This window comes from Escherichia sp. E4385, assembly GCF_963883145.1.
In the GTDB taxonomy this organism is placed as follows: Bacteria; Pseudomonadota; Gammaproteobacteria; order Enterobacterales; family Enterobacteriaceae; genus Escherichia.
In genome coordinates, this window is the sequence record NZ_CAWOOJ010000016.1 from 45,621 (window position 1) to 66,365 (window position 20,745).

At 48.6% G+C, this 20,745-nt stretch carries 19 protein-coding genes; 16 read left to right on the forward strand and 3 right to left on the reverse strand.

Going from position 1 to position 20,745, the window contains the following annotated elements; genetic code table 11:
- The first annotated feature begins 266 nt into the window (after positions 1 to 266).
- Entirely contained in the window at positions 267 to 584 is a 318-nt protein-coding gene (gene metJ, locus AACS80_RS16830) for a met regulon transcriptional regulator MetJ (RefSeq protein WP_000852812.1), read from the forward strand.
- 59 nt (positions 585 to 643) lie between these two features.
- Positions 644 to 1,252: a YiiX family permuted papain-like enzyme gene (locus AACS80_RS16835; protein WP_135410670.1), complete on the forward strand. Its 609-nt coding sequence runs from the start codon at positions 644 to 646 to the stop codon at positions 1,250 to 1,252.
- A 163-nt stretch (positions 1,253 to 1,415) separates the two neighbouring features.
- Here the strand turns inward: AACS80_RS16835 and pgtP are convergent, their stop codons facing one another.
- The gene (gene pgtP / locus AACS80_RS16840) at positions 1,416 to 2,801 is read right to left on the reverse strand and encodes a phosphoglycerate transporter PgtP (RefSeq protein ID WP_138183883.1); all 1,386 of its coding nucleotides are present in this window, start codon (positions 2,799 to 2,801) and stop codon (positions 1,416 to 1,418) included.
- A gap of 390 nt (positions 2,802 to 3,191) precedes the next feature.
- On the opposite strand from pgtP, the gene AACS80_RS16845 reads away from it, so the two are divergent.
- The 4 genes from AACS80_RS16845 (at position 3,192) to pgtA (ending at position 8,135) form a co-directional block, all read left to right on the forward strand.
- Positions 3,192 to 3,533, forward strand: a complete 342-nt coding sequence (locus AACS80_RS16845) for a hypothetical protein (RefSeq protein ID WP_135490497.1) — start codon at positions 3,192 to 3,194, stop codon at positions 3,531 to 3,533.
- A 140-nt stretch (positions 3,534 to 3,673) separates the two neighbouring features.
- Entirely contained in the window at positions 3,674 to 4,906 is a 1,233-nt protein-coding gene (locus tag AACS80_RS16850) for an ABC transporter substrate-binding protein (RefSeq protein WP_135410668.1), read from the forward strand.
- The gene (pgtB, locus tag AACS80_RS16855; RefSeq protein WP_138183884.1) at positions 4,903 to 6,870 is read left to right on the forward strand and encodes a two-component system sensor histidine kinase PgtB; all 1,968 of its coding nucleotides are present in this window, start codon (positions 4,903 to 4,905) and stop codon (positions 6,868 to 6,870) included. The genes AACS80_RS16850 and pgtB overlap by 4 nt, the downstream gene beginning before the upstream one ends.
- Before the next feature lie 2 nt (positions 6,871 to 6,872).
- Complete coding sequence (gene pgtA / locus AACS80_RS16860; RefSeq protein WP_130215272.1) at positions 6,873 to 8,135, forward strand: two-component system response regulator PgtA; 1,263 nt, start codon at positions 6,873 to 6,875, stop codon at positions 8,133 to 8,135.
- Positions 8,136 to 8,216: 81 nt separating this feature from the next.
- On the opposite strand, the gene rpmE is transcribed toward pgtA, so the two are convergent.
- The gene (rpmE, locus tag AACS80_RS16865) at positions 8,217 to 8,429 is read right to left on the reverse strand and encodes a 50S ribosomal protein L31 (RefSeq protein ID WP_000710769.1); all 213 of its coding nucleotides are present in this window, start codon (positions 8,427 to 8,429) and stop codon (positions 8,217 to 8,219) included.
- 203 nt (positions 8,430 to 8,632) lie between these two features.
- Here rpmE and priA point away from each other — a divergent pair, with 203 nt between their 5' ends.
- The 8 genes from priA to AACS80_RS16905 all read left to right on the forward strand — a co-directional run bounded on the left by priA (position 8,633) and on the right by AACS80_RS16905 (position 17,332).
- Positions 8,633 to 10,831 (forward strand): primosomal protein N', encoded by a 2,199-nt coding sequence (gene priA / locus AACS80_RS16870; RefSeq protein ID WP_130206602.1) that lies wholly within the window; start codon positions 8,633 to 8,635, stop codon positions 10,829 to 10,831.
- A 155-nt stretch (positions 10,832 to 10,986) separates the two neighbouring features.
- Positions 10,987 to 12,012, forward strand: coding sequence for a DNA-binding transcriptional regulator CytR (gene cytR, locus AACS80_RS16875; RefSeq protein WP_130237791.1), 1,026 nt, complete (start codon positions 10,987 to 10,989; stop codon positions 12,010 to 12,012).
- A gap of 91 nt (positions 12,013 to 12,103) precedes the next feature.
- The gene (gene ftsN / locus AACS80_RS16880; protein WP_135410667.1) at positions 12,104 to 13,063 is read left to right on the forward strand and encodes a cell division protein FtsN; all 960 of its coding nucleotides are present in this window, start codon (positions 12,104 to 12,106) and stop codon (positions 13,061 to 13,063) included.
- 92 nt (positions 13,064 to 13,155) lie between these two features.
- On the forward strand, positions 13,156 to 13,686 hold the full coding sequence (hslV, locus tag AACS80_RS16885) for an ATP-dependent protease subunit HslV (protein ID WP_000208242.1): 531 nt from the start codon (positions 13,156 to 13,158) through the stop codon (positions 13,684 to 13,686).
- Positions 13,687 to 13,695: 9 nt separating this feature from the next.
- Complete coding sequence (gene hslU, locus AACS80_RS16890; RefSeq protein WP_001293348.1) at positions 13,696 to 15,027, forward strand: HslU--HslV peptidase ATPase subunit; 1,332 nt, start codon at positions 13,696 to 13,698, stop codon at positions 15,025 to 15,027.
- Between the two features lie 66 nt (positions 15,028 to 15,093).
- Positions 15,094 to 16,020, forward strand: coding sequence for a 1,4-dihydroxy-2-naphthoate polyprenyltransferase (gene menA / locus AACS80_RS16895; protein ID WP_135410666.1), 927 nt, complete (start codon positions 15,094 to 15,096; stop codon positions 16,018 to 16,020).
- A 92-nt stretch (positions 16,021 to 16,112) separates the two neighbouring features.
- Positions 16,113 to 16,598: a ribonuclease E activity regulator RraA gene (rraA, locus tag AACS80_RS16900; protein WP_000872908.1), complete on the forward strand. Its 486-nt coding sequence runs from the start codon at positions 16,113 to 16,115 to the stop codon at positions 16,596 to 16,598.
- 59 nt (positions 16,599 to 16,657) lie between these two features.
- On the forward strand, positions 16,658 to 17,332 hold the full coding sequence (locus AACS80_RS16905) for a hypothetical protein (protein WP_135493208.1): 675 nt from the start codon (positions 16,658 to 16,660) through the stop codon (positions 17,330 to 17,332).
- A gap of 251 nt (positions 17,333 to 17,583) precedes the next feature.
- Here the strand turns inward: AACS80_RS16905 and zapB are convergent, their stop codons facing one another.
- Positions 17,584 to 17,829 (reverse strand): septal ring assembly protein ZapB, encoded by a 246-nt coding sequence (zapB, locus tag AACS80_RS16910; protein WP_001296623.1) that lies wholly within the window; start codon positions 17,827 to 17,829, stop codon positions 17,584 to 17,586.
- Positions 17,830 to 18,253: 424 nt separating this feature from the next.
- On the opposite strand from zapB, the gene glpF reads away from it, so the two are divergent.
- Together glpF and glpK are read left to right on the forward strand one after the other, a co-directional pair.
- Entirely contained in the window at positions 18,254 to 19,099 is an 846-nt protein-coding gene (gene glpF / locus AACS80_RS16915; RefSeq protein WP_130206614.1) for a glycerol uptake facilitator protein GlpF, read from the forward strand.
- Between the two features lie 22 nt (positions 19,100 to 19,121).
- Positions 19,122 to 20,630 (forward strand): glycerol kinase GlpK, encoded by a 1,509-nt coding sequence (gene glpK / locus AACS80_RS16920; protein WP_130206616.1) that lies wholly within the window; start codon positions 19,122 to 19,124, stop codon positions 20,628 to 20,630.
- Positions 20,631 to 20,745: the final 115 nt, after the last annotated feature.

Here is a 20,745-nt window from a genome sequence, read left to right on the forward strand (position 1 = left end):
TCCCTGGGCTTTGTCGGTGAAATGTCAGGCACCAGAGTAAACATTGTGTTAATGGACGTCAATACATCTGGACATCTAAACTTCTTTGCGTATAGATTGAGCAATTCACCAATAACCGTTAAAATTACATGCATTATCACGCCGACAGGTGCATTACACGATGTCACGGTAGCGCCTGTACGGTAAACTATGCGGGTTTATGGCCATTACCCACATTAATTGTGTGGTCTGGTTTCAATTTATTGACGAAGAGGATTAAGTATCTCATGGCTGAATGGAGCGGCGAATATATCAGCCCATACGCTGAGCACGGCAAGAAGAGTGAGCAAGTCAAAAAGATTACGGTTTCCATTCCTCTTAAGGTGTTAAAAATCCTCACCGATGAACGCACGCGTCGTCAGGTGAACAACCTGCGTCACGCTACTAACAGCGAACTGCTGTGCGAAGCGTTTCTGCATGCCTTTACCGGGCAACCTCTGCCGGATGATGCCGACCTGCGTAAAGAGCGCAGCGACGAAATTCCGGAAGCGGCAAAAGAGATCATGCGTGAGATGGGGATTAACCCGGAGACGTGGGAATACTAATGCTGAAAAAAGCGGTCTGGCGTTAACCAGCCGCTTTTTTTATACATGGACGTTTAACTATGAAAAACAGGCTGCTGATCCTCAGCCTGCTGGTTTCTGTACCTGCCTTTGCCTGGCAACCACAAACCGGCGACATCATCTTTCAGATCTCTCGCTCATCGCAAAGCAAAGCGATCCAACTGGCGACCCATTCCGATTACAGCCACACCGGTATGCTGGTGATACGCAACAAGCAGCCCTACGTTTTTGAAGCGGTCGGTCCGGTGAAATACACACCGCTCAAACAGTGGATAGCCCACGGTGAAAAGGGCAAATACATTGTGCGCCGCGTTGAAGGCGGACTGAGTGTTGAACAACAGCAAAAACTGGCGCAAACCGCAAAACGCTATCTCGGCAAACCGTATGACTTCAGCTTCTCGTGGAGCGACGATCGCCAGTACTGTTCGGAAGTGGTGTGGAAGGTTTATCAGAACGCGCTGGGAATGCGCATAGGTGAACAGCAAAAGCTGAAAGAATTCGATCTTAGCAACCCGCTGGTCCAGGGAAAGCTTAAAGAACGATACGGTAAAAATATCCCGCTTGAGGAAACGGTGGTTTCGCCACAAGCCCTGTTCGATGCGCCACAACTCACTACCGTCGCCAAAGAGTGGCCGCTGTTTTCGTGGTAATGGATTACTGTGAACACGGCTGGCGTTCCCGCCGCAAACGTTAATCGCGTTTTGCCATAACTCGAAATGCGCTTTACGCAACCAAACGGGTACGAAATCGATGATGAAAGGCAATTGTGCGGAGAAGCGAGTGGGCCAATCACATCGTGACTGGCCCTAAAACTTAGCTTTTTTGGGTCTGAAGCTCTGGTTGATACGTCTCAGCATCATTATGACGTTGTTTTTCCATAGCGATCGCACCAAAGTGCGTTAACGTACAGAAAATGATGCAACAGATAACACCAGCAAGCAGAAGATAAAAACCACCATCCCAACCAACCTCATCGACCATAATACCAAACAGGCTTGTACCAAGCGTCGCGCCAAGAATATAGCTCATGAAACCACGCAAACCGACAGCGGAGCCCACGGCAAAACTGGGAACAATTTCCATTGTCTGAACAGAGGCCAGGAACTGCGGAACATAGATAAGGCAGCCCACGCAAGCAGCGAAAATAGTAATAGAGAGTAGAGAATCGCTTTTCCAGTAGCCCAACAGGCAGAAGAAAATCAATACCATACTGATAATAGCTGGCGGCATACGGCGACCATGAAATAATTTATCACTCAACCAGCCAGCAAATAATGTCGTTGGAATAGCCGCCCATTCGAAGATTAAAAATGCCGTACTCATTTCGGTCTTTGTAAAATGCTTCACGCTTAACAGATAAATAGGTAACCAGCTGATAATTCCGAAACGCACCATATAGACAAAAACATCAACGAAAGAGACAAACCAGGCATTCTTATTTTTAAGCACATAGGTACAAAAAATTTGCCAGGCCGTCATATCTTCCGGCGCACGATCATCTTTTGCTTTAATGCTGACGTCGTCCGGAACGATTTCGTTTAATGGCGGCAAACCTTCACTTACCGGTGAACCTTTACCTGACATCAGTACCACGATAGCAATGACAACAGAGACAATCGCTGGAATAACATATGTTGCTATTTTCCAGTGTTCAGTGCCCAGTACGGCAAATGCGCCGCCGACAATCGGAGCAACAATACCACCACCCACGTTGTGCGAAATATTCCAGACCGCGCCGACAATGCCCCGTTCTTTACGAGGAAACCAGTTAGCGATCGTAATAAATGACGGGCCAACACCCATTCCCTGAAAGAAACCATTCAGAATGACAAGTCCTGCAAACATCCAGAATGCGAAACTAAAACCAAGTGCCACGTTAACGAGAGCACAAAGTATTAAACCCACTGCCATATATACTTTAGGATTAGCTTTATCCGCCAGACTGCTCATTATCCCTTTACTAATACCGTAGGCTATCAGCATACAACTGCTTAACAGCCCTATTTGCGTCGCAGAAAGATTAAGCTCTTGTTTTAAATACGGTGTAGAGAGAACAAAGTTATTCCTGACAATGTAATACGAAAGATAACCGATAAATACGCTGAATAACGCCTGCATACGGTAACGATTATAGGTACTTTTCACTTCACTTTCAGGAACCTTATGTGTTGCCACTTTAGGTTTCAATAAAGAAAGCATATATCACCTTCCAGTTCATAGTGTTGTTTAATCAAATAATAATATTCATAGCAATGCTCATTACTACTCTCTGAAGAGTATTTAAAAAGCCTTTGCTTAGTGAGTTTTGAAGATAGTGAAGCAAGAGAGTTTAAGTTACAATACAGGGCAAATGAGTCAAAACTGACTCAAAAAAACAAATTCAATGTTCCATTTCTTTCCCATATTTGATTTTGGAAAATGCAACATGGTTATTATTTAAACCTTAACGTGTTACAACAGGCCCAATTTTAAAAAAAATTAGTTTTATTAAAATTTTCATTTTTTGAGTTCAATCACATATTTTGCTTCTATAATCGGGATCATTGAAGATACTTGTTCTTGTTATGCCAGAGAACCATGCTGCACAACATGAAAACCTTCATCACCGCACAACAAAAAGCAGAGTCTGAACACCTTCAGGATATCCGTCGTAACACGCTGATTTGCGCTCAAATTAAGGCCTTTTTTATGGTTTCTGAAGACTGGAACTCCGTCATGATTACTGAGACGCTAAGTCTGCATCAGGCCACCGCAGATGACCCTATTTACGATAGTGCTTGTTATTACCATCCTCAACGAGTAAAAAAATGGGATGAAGCCGCCAATAACAAATTTCATTTTTTACTGCTATACAGTCAGAACCTGAATCTGAGAGCGAAAATGTGGAAATTAATTAATGCGCATTTCCGTAACAGTCACTTGCGGATATAGTAATGCTGGTTGCTTGCCGAATTAATGATAATTTACAAATACAAAAACACATGGCTTGAAGTTCGTTGCTTATGTTAACTAATGGATAACAACATGGATTACAGCCCAGGAATTTATCTCTTATTAATGGGATTTTTGACATGATTCGCATTATACAAAGAGCACTAATCTATTGGATTTTATATATCAGCGTTGCCTCAGCGCATGAATTAGTGATTGCTACAACGCTTTCTTCGGAAGCGACAGAGCACATTATCAGTCAATGGCAAAAGCAACCACAGGCAACCAAAATCCGTACGCTCAACCGAACCAGTGCATCTATTGAGCGCCTGCTGGAAAATCCATTGGGTGAAAATATTGATCTAGTACTGAGTTCATCCCCAATGTTGCTACAGCGGTTACAAAGTAAAAATCTGCTCCAGCCATTTAATAATCAAATAGAAACAAGTAGAAAGTTAGTACCGGAATCCATTCGTTCAACCACCGTTGCTGTTGCCATATCGGGCTACGGCATTCTTATCAATGTGGCGCATCTGGAAGACAAAAAAGAGCCTGTGCCAACGTCATGGCAGGAATTAAGTAAGTCGCGTTATCAAGGAACGCTATTAATGAGCAGTCCTTCTCGTTCAGATACTACTCATCTGATGATTGAAGATCTTCTGCAGCAACAAGGATGGAGTAGCGGTTGGAGTACACTACTGAAAATAGGCGGTAATCTCGCCACCATTTCATCACGTAGCTTCGGCGTAGCAAATAAGATCAGTACAGGACTGGGGGACGCTGGTCCGGTAATCGACAATTACGCTAACGTACTGCTTAATAATTCAACTTTACGTTTCAGCTATTTCCCCAACTCGCGCGCAGCGCCTATGTTTATTGCCATTACAGAAGGCAGTAATCATCCACAAGAGGCGGGACGTTTTATTGATTTCTTGTTGAGTCCGGAAGGTCAGCAAGCACTGAGCGATTCTGATTCAGGGAAGTATCCGGTATATCCTCTGCCCTCCGGCACTCCACTCGCTGACCAACAAATGCGGTTATTTGCATCTCCTTCGCTTGATTACCCGTTGATCATGCAACGCCAAAAGCTCGTGCAATTGTTATTTGATTATGCGATTACTTTTCGCCTTACCGAGCTTCAGAAAAGTTGGAAAGCATTATATGCCGCAGAACATCGGCTTAAGCGGACATTGCCAGAGGTGCGCGCACTATTAATCGCAGTTCCCGTTACTCCACAACAGTCTGTTAATCCTACATATCTACAGCAATTCGAACTGCAATCAGGTTTTCGTGAAGCCCAGATTATGGCATGGCAGCATTTTTTCCTGCAGCAGCAGCAATTAGTGAATACGCAACTTGAGTCATTAAAGTGAAACAACTACATACTATCGGGACGAGCTTGCGGCTCGCCTTTGTTTTTAGTGCCGTTCTTACGCTATTTGTTAGTGTGGTTAGCCTTTATTCCTGGCATGAACAAAATTCTCAGGTTCGTTACGCACTTGACGATTATTTCCCACGAATTCAGGCTTCATTTCTTTTTGAAGAAAATCTCACGGCATTGGTAAATGAATTCAATGAGCTACAACAGACAACCAACACCGATAGCCGCCTTCAGGTAAGAGAGCAAATTGAACAACGGCTACAAAAAATTCAGTCAATTAATCCCCATCTTGATTCAGTACATCAAAGTGCGCTTAACCAACAGGTCGCCAGTAGTCGCAAATTGCTTGGCAATCTCGATAAGGCATTGAATGAACATAATAAGGAAAACGGAAAACTCGACGTTATCTCTTCAAGAGTTAACTGGTTGCATGACGATTTCAATAATGAACTCAACTCCCTGACTCAGGATTTAAGTTGGCAACAATCATCATTGCTCAATCAACTCAGCCAACGGAAAAATCTTCACGAAAACCAGGGGTTGCAAAATGCACTGCAATCTATTCAAAACGAGTTGCAGCTCGTTTTCGAACTCTCACATATAGAAACTGAAATCGTCAGTACCTTAAAGGAGATGCTTAACACGCATAACAATGATACCGAGTCGTTAAGACAACATATTCAATACCTGGATTTTTTGAAGCATAGCATTGACGAAAATGTGCGGTCGTTAGCGTCTTATTCCAGCACTATTACATTACACCAGACAGTTTATTCCCTGTGGGAACTGGGTACACAGCAAAATTATCTACCCGGAACTCTGGCCGCCTGGCAGCAGGCTCAACAGACCCTTATGAATACCATCAGGGATAAAGAGCGTGTATTTACGCAAATACGTGGCCAATTAGAAACGCAACTGGGTAATAGCCATCAACAGCTACAAACTTTCAATCTGCGATTAGAAAAAATAATGCAAATCAGCGGACTACTGATTTTTGCCGCTATGGTGACGGCCTTACTGTTCGTTATTCTGGTGAATTATTTCTACATTCGACCAAGGATGATCCGCCGTTTTCGCTTACTGAATGATGCCGTCGTCAAATTAAGTAACGGTGAACTCGATGCAGATATTCCAGTCTCCGGCAATGATGAGCTTGGTAGAATTGCCAACCTACTCCGCCAGACGATAGAGAAAATTAATCAACAGCAACGTCAACTGGGGCAGGAAATCTGTGATCGAATCGCGACAGAAAAAAATCTGCGAACCGCACAAAGTGAATTGATCCAAACCGCCAAACTGGCCGTAGTTGGGCAGACAATGACAACACTGGCACATGAAATCAATCAACCGCTTAATGCATTATCTATGTACCTGTTCAGCGCCAATCGCGCTATAGAGCAACAAGACACTGGTTTAGCGAAAAACTATATCGTTACGATGCGATCGCTGGTTGAGCGCATGGATAATATCGTTAAACGACTGCGAAACTTCGCCCGCCGACGCGATAGTGAACTCGTAGGCGGAGCAATTAATTTACAGCAGGTAATTTATTCATCCTGGGAGCTTCTGGCATTAAAACATCGACCACTGAAAGCATCTCTTCACTACCCGGATAATTTTCCTGCCGTTTATGGCGACGATGTTTTGATTCAACAAGTTTTAGTTAATTTATTTACGAATGCCCTGGAAGCCAGTCAGGAAAAACCGCCCACAATAACCATTAACTTTGAAGAAGAAGACACCACGTTAACGCTCTATATTGCTGATAATGGAAAAGGCTGGCCAGTGCTTCTGGCTGATCGACTATTAACACCGTTTACGACTGACAAAGCTGTAGGTTTAGGTATTGGTCTTTCGATTAGTCATTCTATTATGCGTCAGTGCCAGGGAGAGCTATATATTGCGTCTACCCTCGACCGCCATGCGTTGGTTATTCTATGTTTCAGGAAACTTTAAGCATGACAGATACAACTCCAACAATACTGCTCATTGATGACGACAATGATGTTCTGCAAGCCTACAGTTCTCTCTTACAGCAAGAGGGTTATGCAGTATGTACCTGTAGCAACCCTTCAGAAGCGCTGCAATTGCTGCAAGATACCTGGGAAGGAATCGTGGTATGCGACGTTTGCATGCCGGATATTTCAGGCATTATGCTGCTGGAAAAAATAATGCTGATTGATCCTAATCTTCCCATTCTGATGATCACCGGCCACGGCGATGTCCCAATGGCCGTTGAAGCGGTAAAAAAAGGCGCGTGGGATTTCCTGCAAAAACCGATTAATCCGGAACAATTTTTATCGCTTATCGAGAAAGCGCTGGCAGAGCGTGAAGATTATCTGGAACAAAAAAAATGGCGACGAGCGCAATTTAATCGGCACTTAATCGGCAACAGTGGCTGGGTTCGTCAGACGCGTCAGCAGCTTGAAACTCTGGCAGAAACCGATCTTCCCGTCTGTTTTTACGGCGAACCTGGAACCGGCAGAACATTAGCCGCCCATTATCTTCACCAATTTAGTTCTCGCAAGGAAAGGCCTTTAATTGAACGCACACTCAGCGCTAATAGTCAGCAACCGCTGGAAGAATGGGTGGAAGAAGCAAAAGGTGGCACGCTGTTATTAAAAGAACTTGAATATTTAACGCAAGAAAATCAGCGTCTCTTGATTCAACTCCAGGAACGCCCACAGGATCGATCGTTTCGTCTGATTGTTGTTAATCAAAGCCCTCTGGCTGCACTTGCCGCCACACAAAAAATTATTCCCGCATTGTATTTTCTTTTTTCACTTACCCACATCGAATGCCCACCGCTAAGTCAACGCCCGGGGGATATTGAGCCTATTTTTCACCATTATCTGACTCTCACCTGTAAACGATTAAATCGCCAACAACCGCTGCTGGGAAAAACGTTTTATAAACGACTGATGGCGCGAACCTGGCCCGGTAATATCATTGAATTAATAAATGCAGCAGAATTGGTGGCTGTGGGTGTTTTAATGCTGGACGATTCAGTCAGTTTGCAGATGATGGATGCTGATCCAACACCACTTGATGAACGTGTAGAAAGCTATGAAAGACAAATAATTATTGATGCACTCAACTTCTTCCAGGGACGTATCAACGACGTTGCCGATTACTTTCAGATCCCCAGAAAAAAGCTGTATTTGCGCATGAAAAAATACGGTATTGATAAAATGGATTTTCGCGATGTAAAGGAAAGATAAAGATCCAATACGTTATCCTGCTAATGAAAGTTTTCAGGCACAAAAAAAGCGCCGTTCGGCGCTTTTTTCGGAAATCCGGTCTTATTTGCTGCCCGGGATGTTGAAACGCTTGTTGAAGCGGTCAACACGGCCACCGGTAGCAACATCACGCTGTTTGCCAGTGAAGAACGGGTGGCACTTGCTGCACACGTCGAGGTTCAGGTCATGACCAACGGTGGAGCGGATTTTCATTACGTTACCGCAAGAGCAGCTAGCAGTAATTTCTTCGTATTTCGGGTGAATATCTTTTTTCATGGGAAAACCTCGGTTTAAGGCCGCGTCGCTCTTCCAGCCCTAACGCCAGACACCACGCGATGTTTAAAGTATAGTTTCAATACGATCATTTCGTATCAAAGGCGCCGAATCATACAGAAATTAACCAGCGTATGCAAACTGATCCGCACTCCTCTACCGCAATGTGTATACTGTTCCACCGAATTTCAAGTCAGGATGATGCTATGCCCGTTGCCCACGTTGCCTTGCCCGTTCCGCTTCCCCGCACCTTTGACTATCTCCTGCCAGAAGGCATGACGGTTAAAGCCGGGTGTCGCGTGCGCGTGCCGTTTGGCAAACAGCAGGAGCGCATCGGGATTGTCGTGTCAGTTAGCGACGTCAGCGAGTTGCCGCTCAACGAACTGAAAACCGTAGTAGAAGTGCTGGACAGTGAACCCGTTTTTTCCAGTTCCGTCTGGCGCTTACTGCTTTGGGCGGCGGATTACTATCATCATCCAATTGGCGATGTATTGTTTCATGCCTTGCCGATTTTATTGCGCCAGGGGCGGCCTGCGGCGAACGCGCCCATGTGGTACTGGTTTGCTACCGAACAAGGCCAGGCGGTGGATATCAACAGCCTGAAACGTTCGCCTAAGCAACAACAGGCGCTGGCGGCGTTGCGACAAGGGAAAATCTGGCGTGACCAGGTAGCGGAACTTGAATTCAACGATGCCGCACTACAGGCGCTGCGCAAAAAAGGTCTTTGCGAGCTGGCAAGCGAAACGCCGGAATTTAGCGACTGGCGAACGAACTATGCTGTTACTGGCGAACGTCTACGGCTGAATACCGAACAAGCCACCGCCGTTGGCGCAATTCATAGCGCGGCGGATACTTTTTCTGCCTGGCTGCTGGCGGGCGTTACCGGTTCCGGTAAAACAGAGGTTTATTTGAGCGTGCTGGAAAACGTGCTCGCTCAGGGCAAGCAGGCGCTGGTGATGGTGCCGGAAATCGGCCTGACACCCCAAACGATCGCCCGTTTTCGTGAACGGTTTAATGCGCCAGTGGAAGTTCTGCATTCCGGCCTGAATGACAGTGAGCGCCTTTCGGCATGGCTGAAAGCGAAAAATGGCGAGGCGGCGATTGTGATTGGCACCCGTTCCGCACTGTTTACACCGTTTAAAAATCTCGGTGTGATTGTTATCGATGAAGAGCACGACAGTTCCTACAAGCAGCAGGAAGGCTGGCGCTATCATGCCCGCGACCTGGCGGTGTATCGTGCGCACAGCGAGCAAATCCCGATAATTCTCGGCTCGGCAACACCCGCGCTGGAAACGCTATGCAACGTGCAGCAGAAAAAATACCGCCTGCTGCGCCTGACACGTCGGGCGGGTAATGCGCGTCCGGCAATTCAACATGTACTGGATTTAAAAGGTCAGAAGGTGCAGGCGGGGCTGGCTCCGGCGTTAATCACCCGTATGCGCCAGCATTTGCAGGCCGATAACCAGGTCATTCTCTTTCTTAACCGCCGTGGTTTTGCGCCTGCACTGCTGTGCCACGACTGCGGCTGGATTGCCGAATGTCCACGTTGCGATCACTACTACACGTTGCATCAGGCGCAGCAGCATTTGCGCTGCCATCATTGCGACAGTCAGCGTCCAGTACCGCGCCAGTGTCCGTCCTGCGGCTCTACCCATCTGGTGCCGGTGGGTCTGGGAACAGAACAACTTGAACAGACGTTAGCGCCGCTTTTCCCTGGTGTAGCCATTTCACGTATCGACCGCGATACCACCAGCCGTAAAGGCGCGCTGGAGCAGCAACTGGCAGAAGTGCATCGCGGCGGCGCGCGAATTTTGATTGGCACGCAAATGCTGGCGAAAGGTCACCATTTCCCGGATGTAACGCTGGTTGCATTACTGGACGTGGACGGCGCGCTGTTTTCTGCCGATTTTCGCTCGGCGGAGCGTTTTGCCCAGCTATACACCCAGGTGGCAGGCCGTGCCGGACGCGCAGGTAAACAAGGCGAAGTGGTGCTGCAAACGCACCATCCGGAACATCCTCTCTTACAAACCTTGCTGTATAAAGGTTATGACGCTTTTGCGGAACAGGCGTTGGCTGAGCGACGCATGATGCAGCTGCCGCCATGGACCAGCCATGTGATTGTGCGTGCGGAAGATCATAACAATCAGCACGCGCCGCTGTTCCTGCAACAGTTGCGTAATCTGCTTCTCTCCAGCCCACTGGCGGATGACAAATTGTGGGTTCTCGGCCCGGTTCCGGCTCTGGCGCCTAAACGCGGCGGTCGCTGGCGCTGGCAAATCTTGTTGCAGCACCCTTCCCGCGTGCGTTTACAACACATCATCAATGGCACACTGGCGCTTATCAATACCATACCGGATTCACGCAAAGTGAAATGGGTGCTGGATGTTGATCCCATTGAGGGCTAAACCACTCACGATGCGAGGCGGATCGAAAAATTAAATATTCATCACACTTTTCATGAAAATTCTGTAACCGTTTTCACGCACTATCTGCTAAAAATGTTGCCGATATGAAGTAAACATGGATGTAGTACGCCTGACGTGCCAGGCGAGGAGTGAGTGTGAAAGCGAAGAAGCAGGAAACTGCCGCAACAATGAAAGACGTTGCCCTGAAGGCAAAAGTCTCTACAGCGACCGTCTCCCGAGCATTAATGAATCCAGATAAAGTCTCCCAGGCCACCCGTAATCGGGTTGAAAAAGCGGCCCGGGAAGTGGGTTATTTTCCGCAGCCAATGGGGCGTAACGCTAAGCGTAATGAATCCCGAACGATTCTGGTGATTGTCCCGGATATCTGCGACCCCTTCTTTAGTGAAATTATTCGCGGTATCGAAGTCACGGCGGCAAGTCATGGATATCTGGTACTGATTGGCGACTGCGCACACCAAAATCAGCAGGAAAAGACCTTTATCGACTTGATCATCACCAAACAAATTGATGGCATGTTGCTGCTGGGTTCAAGGCTGCCGTTTGATGCAAGCATAGAGGAACAACGTAATCTGCCGCCGATGGTGATGGCGAACGAATTCGCACCAGAGCTGGAACTGCCTACGGTTCATATCGACAACCTGACCGCTGCCTTTGATGCCGTAAATTATCTGTATGAACAAGGGCATAAACTGATTGGCTGTATTGCCGGCCCCGAAGAGATGCCATTGTGTCACTACCGTCTACAAGGCTACGTGCAGGCACTGCGTCGCTGCGGCATTATGGTTGATCCGCAATATATCGCCCGGGGCGACTTCACCTTCGAAGCCGGAAGTAAAGCCATGCAACAGCTGCTCGACCTTCCGCAACCGCCAACTGCCGTCTTCTGTCATAGCGATGTAATGGCGCTCGGCGCACTTTCTCAGGCGAAACGCCAGGGGCTGAAAGTCCCTGACGACCTTTCCATAATCGGTTTTGACAACATCGACCTGACACAATTTTGCGATCCGCCGCTGACAACCATTGCACAGCCGCGCTACGAAATTGGTCGAGAAGCTATGCTGTTACTGCTTGATCAAATGCAGGGGCAAACGGTCGGAAGCGGCTCACGTTTAATGGACTGCGAGCTTATTATCCGGGGATCGACGCGCACGTTATCTTAAAGTAAACCTTTAAGGCTTCCGTGACTGGTCAAAGGCCCGCCGCTTAAGTAACATGGCGGGCTGACGAACGAATAAATACAGCGAAACGATAGTGGCACAACGAGATTATGTACGCCGCAGCCAACCGGCACCTTCGCGGCGAAAAAAGAGCACCTCACGGAAAAAGCAACGAAATATGCCTGCGGTTTCTCCCGCAATGGTCGCTATTGCTGCAGCCGTTCTTGTGACCTTTATCGGGGGTCTGTACTTCATTACGCACCACAAGAAAGAAGAGTCTGAGACGCTGCAAAGCCAGAAAGTGACCGGAAACGGACTACCTCCGAAACCGGAAGAACGTTGGCGCTACATTAAAGAGCTGGAAAGTCGCCAGCCGGGCGTGCGTGCGCCAACAGAACCGTCTGCAGGCGGCGAAGTGAAAACGCCGGATCAGCTGACTCCGGAGCAGCGCCAACTTCTTGAACAAATGCAGGCTGATATGCGTCAGCAACCAACGCAGCTTGCCGAAGTCCCGTGGAATGAGCAGACACCGGAACAGCGCCAGCAAACGCTGCAACGCCAGCGTCAGGCGCAGCAGTTAGCGGAACAGCAACGCCTGGCTCAGCAGTCGCGTACGACCGAGCAAAGCTGGCAGCAACAGACGCGTACGTCGCAAGCCGCGCCGGTACAGACGCAACCGCGCCAGTCTAAACCGGCTTCTACCCAGCAACCGTACCAGGATCTGCTGCAAACGCCTGCGCATACAACCTCGCAGCCGAAGCCACAGCAGGCCGCACCAGTAGCACGCGCAGCTGAAGCGCCGAAACCAACAGCGGAGAAGAAAGATGAACGTCGCTGGATGGTTCAGTGCGGTTCATTTAAAGGTGCTGAACAGGCTGAGACTGTACGTGCGCAGTTGGCTTTCGAAGGCTTTGACTCGAAAATTACCACCAACAATGGCTGGAATCGTGTGGTCATCGGGCCGGTGAAAGGCAAAGAGAACGCTGACAACACCCTCAATCGTTTGAAGATGGCAGGCCATACAAACTGCATTCGGCTCGCCACCGGGGGTTGAAACCCTCAAAATCTCCCCCATCTATACTTGCATTATGCCCCGCACAATTGTGCGGGGCTTGAATTCTGTATTCCTAACCAAGGGGTCTGCTCGTGACAACTATAGTAAGCGTACGCCGTAATGGCCACGTAGTAATCGCCGGTGATGGTCAGGCCACACTGGGTAACACCGTAATGAAAGGCAACGTTAAAAAAGTTCGCCGCCTGTATAACGATAAAGTGATCGCAGGCTTTGCCGGCGGCACGGCGGATGCCTTCACGTTGTTCGAACTGTTTGAACGTAAACTGGAAATGCATCAGGGCCATCTGGTTAAAGCGGCAGTTGAGCTGGCAAAAGACTGGCGTACCGATCGCATGTTGCGCAAACTTGAAGCATTGTTGGCGGTCGCGGACGAAACTGCATCGCTGATCATCACCGGTAACGGTGACGTGGTACAGCCAGAAAACGATCTTATTGCTATCGGCTCCGGCGGCCCTTACGCCCAGGCTGCGGCACGCGCTCTGTTAGAAAACACAGAACTTAGCGCCCGTGAAATTGCTGAAAAGGCGTTGGATATTGCAGGCGATATTTGCATCTATACCAACCATTTCCATACCATCGAAGAATTAAGCTACAAAGCGTAAGGATCTCCCATGTCTGAAATGACCCCACGCGAAATCGTCAGCGAACTTGATAAGCACATCATCGGCCAGGATAACGCTAAGCGTTCCGTGGCGATTGCACTGCGTAACCGCTGGCGCCGCATGCAGCTCAACGAAGAGTTGCGCCATGAAGTAACCCCGAAAAACATTCTGATGATCGGCCCGACCGGCGTCGGTAAAACTGAAATCGCCCGTCGTCTGGCTAAGCTGGCGAACGCGCCGTTCATCAAAGTTGAAGCAACCAAATTCACCGAAGTCGGTTATGTAGGTAAAGAAGTCGATTCTATTATTCGCGACCTGACCGATGCCGCAGTGAAAATGGTACGTGTACAAGCTATCGAGAAAAACCGTTATCGCGCTGAAGAATTGGCAGAAGAACGTATTCTCGACGTGCTGATCCCACCGGCTAAAAACAACTGGGGACAGACCGAACAGCAGCAGGAACCTTCCGCTGCCCGTCAGGCATTCCGCAAAAAACTGCGTGAAGGCCAACTCGATGACAAAGAAATCGAGATCGATCTTGCCGCAGCACCGATGGGCGTTGAAATTATGGCGCCTCCGGGAATGGAAGAGATGACCAGTCAGTTGCAGTCTATGTTCCAGAACCTGGGCGGTCAGAAGCAAAAAGCGCGTAAGCTGAAAATCAAAGACGCCATGAAGCTGCTGATTGAAGAAGAAGCGGCGAAACTGGTAAATCCGGAAGAATTGAAGCAAGACGCTATCGACGCCGTAGAACAGCACGGGATCGTGTTCATCGACGAAATCGACAAAATCTGTAAGCGCGGCGAATCCTCCGGCCCGGATGTTTCTCGTGAAGGAGTTCAGCGTGACCTGCTGCCGCTGGTAGAAGGTTGTACTGTTTCCACCAAACACGGGATGGTCAAAACAGACCACATTCTGTTCATCGCTTCTGGCGCATTCCAGGTTGCGAAACCGTCTGACCTGATCCCAGAACTGCAAGGTCGTCTGCCGATCCGCGTTGAGCTGCAGGCCCTGACCACCAGCGACTTTGAGCGTATTCTGACCGAGCCGAATGCCTCTATCACCGTGCAGTACAAAGCACTGATGGCAACCGAAGGCGTGAATATTGAGTTCACCGACTCCGGTATCAAACGCATTGCAGAAGCGGCATGGCAGGTAAACGAATCTACCGAAAACATCGGTGCGCGTCGTTTACATACCGTTCTGGAGCGTTTGATGGAAGAGATTTCCTACGACGCCAGCGATTTAAGCGGTCAAACCATCACTATTGACGCAGATTATGTGAGCAAACATCTGGATGCGTTGGTGGCAGATGAAGATCTGAGCCGTTTTATCCTATAATCGCGTTCAATCATTTTCATCATTGTTTGATGGGGCTGAAAGGCCCCATTTTTATTGGCGCGTATTATGACTGAACAACAAATTAGCCGAACTCAGGCGTGGCTGGAAAGTTTACGACCTAAAACCCTCCCCCTCGCCTTTGCTGCAATTATCGTCGGGACGGCGCTGGCATGGTGGCAAGGTCACTTCGATCCGCTGGTCGCTCTGCTGGCACTCATTACCGCCGGGCTATTACAGATCCTCTCTAACCTCGCCAATGACTACGGTGATGCCGTCAAAGGTAGCGACAAACCTGACCGCATTGGACCGCTGCGCGGCATGCAAAAAGGGGTCATTACCCAGCAAGAGATGAAACGGGCGCTCATTATTACCGTCGTGCTCATTTGCCTCTCTGGACTGGCGCTGGTCGCAGTGGCGTGTCATAACCTGGCTGATTTTGTCGGCTTCCTGATTCTTGGTGGGTTATCAATTATCGCCGCTATCACCTATACCGTGGGCAATCGCCCTTATGGTTATATCGGCCTGGGTGATATTTCCGTACTGGTTTTCTTTGGCTGGTTGAGCGTGATGGGCAGCTGGTATTTGCAGGCGCATACGCTGATTCCGGCGCTGATCCTTCCGGCAACGGCCTGTGGTCTGCTGGCAACGGCGGTGCTTAACATTAACAATCTGCGCGATATCAATAGCGACCGCGAGAATGGCAAAAACACACTGGTAGTGCGCTTAGGTGAAGTGAACGCCCGTCGTTACCATGCTTGCCTGCTGATGGGCTCGCTGGTGTGTCTGGCGCTGTTTAATCTCTTTTCACTGCATAGCCTGTGGGGTTGGCTGTTCCTGCTGGCAGCACCGTTGCTGGTGAAGCAAGCCCGTTATGTGATGCATGAAATGGACCCGGTGGCGATGCGTCCGATGCTGGAACGCACCGTCAAAGGAGCATTACTAACTAACCTGCTGTTTGTTTTGGGAATATTCTTAAGCCAGTTGGCTACATAACTGACAAATATCAATTAACAATTGATGATTTTGCCAACAACCCACATAGCGCGATATACTGAAAATTCTCGCAGCAACTGAATGTTAAGCCTATGAAATACGATACTTCCGAGCTTTGTGACATCTATCAAGAAGATGTCAACGTCGTGGAACCGCTGTTCTCCAACTTTGGTGGACGGGCGTCGTTTGGCGGACAAATCATCACGGTAAAATGTTTCGAGGACAACGGGTTGCTGTACGATCTGCTCGAACAGAATGGCCGTGGTCGTGTCCTTGTCGTCGATGGCGGTGGTTCTGTTCGTCGCGCACTGGTCGATGCTGAACTGGCACGTCTGGCAGTACAAAATGAATGGGAAGGTCTGGTCATTTACGGCGCGGTGCGTCAGGTAGATGATCTGGAAGAGCTGGACATCGGCATCCAGGCGATGGCCGCAATTCCGGTCGGTGCCGCTGGCGAAGGCATTGGCGAAAGCGATGTCCGCGTCAATTTTGGCGGCGTCACTTTCTTCTCCGGCGACCATCTCTATGCCGACAATACCGGGATTATTCTTTCTGAAGATCCGCTGGATATTGAATAAGTATCTGCCATGCGTTAAAAGGGGAATTAAATTCCCCTTTTTTATACATGGACGTATTCATGCAGAATATTATTCTTTTAATTATATATTTATTTCTTATAGCCGTTAACCATTTCCGCTACAAATTCCTTTTATCTGGCAACACTGGTGAAATGATTTTATATTTTGCTAACGTGTTTTTTAACCCACTTGCCCTATCATTTATTACCGCCACAATCATCTGTATAACGATAAAAAAAAGAAGCAGCCGCAGCTTTATTCGCGGCACTTGTTGGTTAATGGGATTATTTCTTATCTATAGCAGCTATACGGTGTGGGAACGGCACAGCACATGGGATTATACTTTCCCGGGGCCAGGTATCACCGTCACGGTTCCGAGCAAACAGTGGGTTGCCAATATAGTAAAACAAGGACCAACCCTGGTGACTCGGGATGCCCATGCTATTTTAGCTATTGTTGCCTTCTCACAAAATGAACTCGGTGTACATTCAATCGAGGAACTTACCAAGACTCAAAACGGAACTGCAGAAATGCATGTTTGTGATGTTCAGGGATTTACCTGCGCTTATCAGGAAGGAGTGCAAACAATGAGTGATGGCAAAGTAAGACATGCTATTTTCATGACTCTACTGGATAACACTAATTTGATACAACTGGTCGCAGCCATCGACCCAGATTATTTGGACGAATATCAAGAAGAAGTAATGAAAATGATGCTTTCTGCCCGTCAATGATCTGATTGATATATTATTGATACGAGATGCATTATCTTATTAATACTATGGATATTAGTTGTTTTTCTTAGTCACCTTCAGCACAGCAATCTGTGGTCCGGGGTCCCTGGCATGGCTGGAAAATATATCAGTTCAGTCTTTCTGGGGTCACTATTACGTCCCGTGCTTGTGTCAGGTCTTTTATGCGCATTCGCTCAAAAAACACTGAAGTAAAAAATAAGGCGCCTTGCGGCGCCTCTGCGTGGAAGAGATTAAACCTCTTCCATACGACCCAGCAGGGCCTGCAGACGTTCCTGCCAGCCGTTCTGCTGTTCTTTCAGATGGTTGTTCTCACGCTCCAGCTCCTCGCGCTGATGCTGGGCATTTTGAACTTCCTGCGACAGTGAGTTGTTTTTTTCTTTCAGCTCTTCGATTTCCATCTGCAACAGAGTGATGGTATCAATCGCCTGCTGTACTTTTGCTTCCAGTTTCTCAAACACTTCTAATGACATTGTCATACCTCTCCTGAATTGCAAGGCGTTGATGGATAAAAATCCTCGTCCCGATTACCGGTGACGCCTTAATAAATACGAGCGCATTTTAGTTAGCTCCGATTGTATGAAGCCGCGCCATCGCTGTCCAGCGGCACGCCTTGCAGATTACGGTTTGCCACACTTTTCATCCTTCTCCTGGTGACATAATCCACACCAATCGAAAATGTTAACAAAATTGTTGCACGAATGATCTAACAAACATGCATCATGTATAAACAGATGAAAAAAATAGCGCGATAACGCTCATTTTATGACGAAGCACACACATTTTAAGTTCGATATTTCTCGTTTTCGCTCGTTAACGATAAGTTTACAGCATGCCTACAAGCATCGTGGAGGTCCGTGACTTTCACGCATACAACAAACATTAACTCTTCAGGATCCGATTATGAGTCAAACATCAACCTTGAAAGGCCAGTGCATCGCTGAATTCCTCGGTACCGGGTTGTTGATTTTTTTCGGTGTCGGTTGCGTTGCTGCACTTAAAGTCGCTGGCGCGTCTTTTGGTCAGTGGGAAATCAGTGTTATTTGGGGACTGGGGGTGGCGATGGCCATCTATCTAACCGCAGGGGTTTCCGGCGCACATCTTAATCCAGCTGTCACCATTGCGCTGTGGCTGTTTGCCTGTTTCGACAAGCGCAAGGTTATTCCTTATATCGTTTCACAAGTCGCCGGAGCTTTCTGCGCTGCGGCATTAGTTTACGGGCTTTACTACAATTTATTCTTCGACTTCGAGCAGACCCATCATATTGTTCGCGGAAGCGTTGAAAGTGTTGATCTGGCGGGTACTTTCTCTACTTATCCTAACCCTCATATCAATTTTGTGCAGGCCTTCGCAGTTGAGATGGTGATTACCGCTATTCTGATGGGGCTGATCCTGGCGTTAACGGACGATGGTAACGGCGTACCGCGCGGCCCTTTGGCTCCCTTGCTGATTGGTCTACTGATTGCGGTCATTGGCGCATCTATGGGTCCATTAACGGGCTTTGCCATGAACCCAGCACGTGATATCGGTCCGAAAGCCTTTGCCTGGCTGGCGGGCTGGGGCAATGTCGCCTTTACCGGCGGCAGAGACATTCCTTACTTCCTGGTGCCGCTTTTTGGCCCTATCGTTGGCGCGATTGTTGGTGCATTCGCCTACCGCAAACTGATTGGTCGCCATTTGCCTTGCGATATCTGTGTTGTGGAAGAAAAGGAGATCACAACTCCTTCAGAACAAAAAGCTTCGCTGTAATGTGACTACGGGACAATTAAACATGACTGAAAAAAAATATATCGTTGCGCTCGACCAGGGCACCACCAGCTCCCGCGCGGTCGTGATGGATCACGATGCCAATATCATTAGCGTGTCACAGCGCGAATTTGAGCAAATTTACCCAAAACCAGGCTGGGTAGAACACGACCCGATGGAAATCTGGGCCACCCAAAGCTCCACACTGGTAGAAGTGCTGGCGAAAGCAGATATTAATTCCGATCAAATTGCAGCTATCGGTATTACGAACCAGCGTGAAACCACCATCGTCTGGGAAAAAGAAACCGGCAAGCCTATCTATAACGCTATTGTCTGGCAGTGCCGTCGTACCGCCGAGATCTGTGAGCATCTCAAGCGTGACGGCATGGAAGAGTACATTCGTAACAACACCGGTCTGGTGATTGACCCGTACTTCTCTGGCACCAAAGTGAAGTGGATCCTCGACCATGTGGAAGGTTCCCGCGAGCGTGCACGCCGTGGTGAACTGCTGTTTGGTACGGTTGATACCTGGCTTATCTGGAAAATGACTCAGGGCCGCGTTCACGTCACTGATTACACTAATGCGTCTCGTACCATGTTATTCAACATCCATACTCTGGACTGGGACGACAAAATGCTCGACGCGCTGGATATCCCGCGTGAGATGCTGCCAGAAGTACGTCGTTCTTCCGAAGTGTACGGTCAGACCAACATTGGCGGCAAAGGCGGCACGCGTATTCCGATCGCCGGGATTGCGGGCGACCAGCAGGCGGCACTCTTCGGCCAGTTGTGCGTGAAAGAAGGGATGGCGAAGAATACCTACGGTACCGGCTGCTTTATGCTGATGAACACCGGCGAGAAAGCAGTGAAATCAGAAAATGGTCTGCTGACCACCATCGCCTGTGGCCCGAGCGGAGAAGTAAACTACGCACTGGAAGGTGCGGTATTTATGGCGGGCGCATCCATTCAGTGGCTACGCGATGAAATGAAGTTGATTAACGACGCCTACGATTCCGAATACTTTGCCACTAAAGTACAAAACACCAATGGTGTGTATGTCGTTCCGGCGTTTACCGGGCTGGGTGCGCCCTACTGGGATCCGTATGCGCGCGGGGCCATTTTCGGCTTAACGCGTGGGGTGAACGCCAACCACATCATCCGTGCGACGCTGGAGTCTATTGCTTATCAGACGCGTGACGTACTGGAAGCGATGCAGGCCGACTCCGGTATTCGTCTGCACGCACTGCGCGTGGATGGTGGCGCGGTGGCAAATAACTTCCTGATGCAGTTCCAGTCCGATATTCTCGGCACGCGCGTTGAGCGCCCGGAAGTTCGCGAAGTGACTGCGTTGGGTGCGGCCTATCTTGCTGGTCTGGCGGTTGGCTTCTGGCAGAATCTCGACGAGCTGCAAGAGAAAGCGGTGATTGAACGCGAGTTCCGTCCTGGCATCGAAACCACTGAGCGTAATTACCGTTACGCTGGCTGGAAAAAAGCGGTCAAACGCGCGATGGCCTGGGAAGAACACGACGAGTAATGTCAGGCACCTGAACCGATTGCCTGATGCTGATTGCCTGATGCGACGCTTACGCGTCTTATCAGGCCTACGAGCCGATGCCATTTTGTGTAGACCGGATAAGGCGTTCACGCCG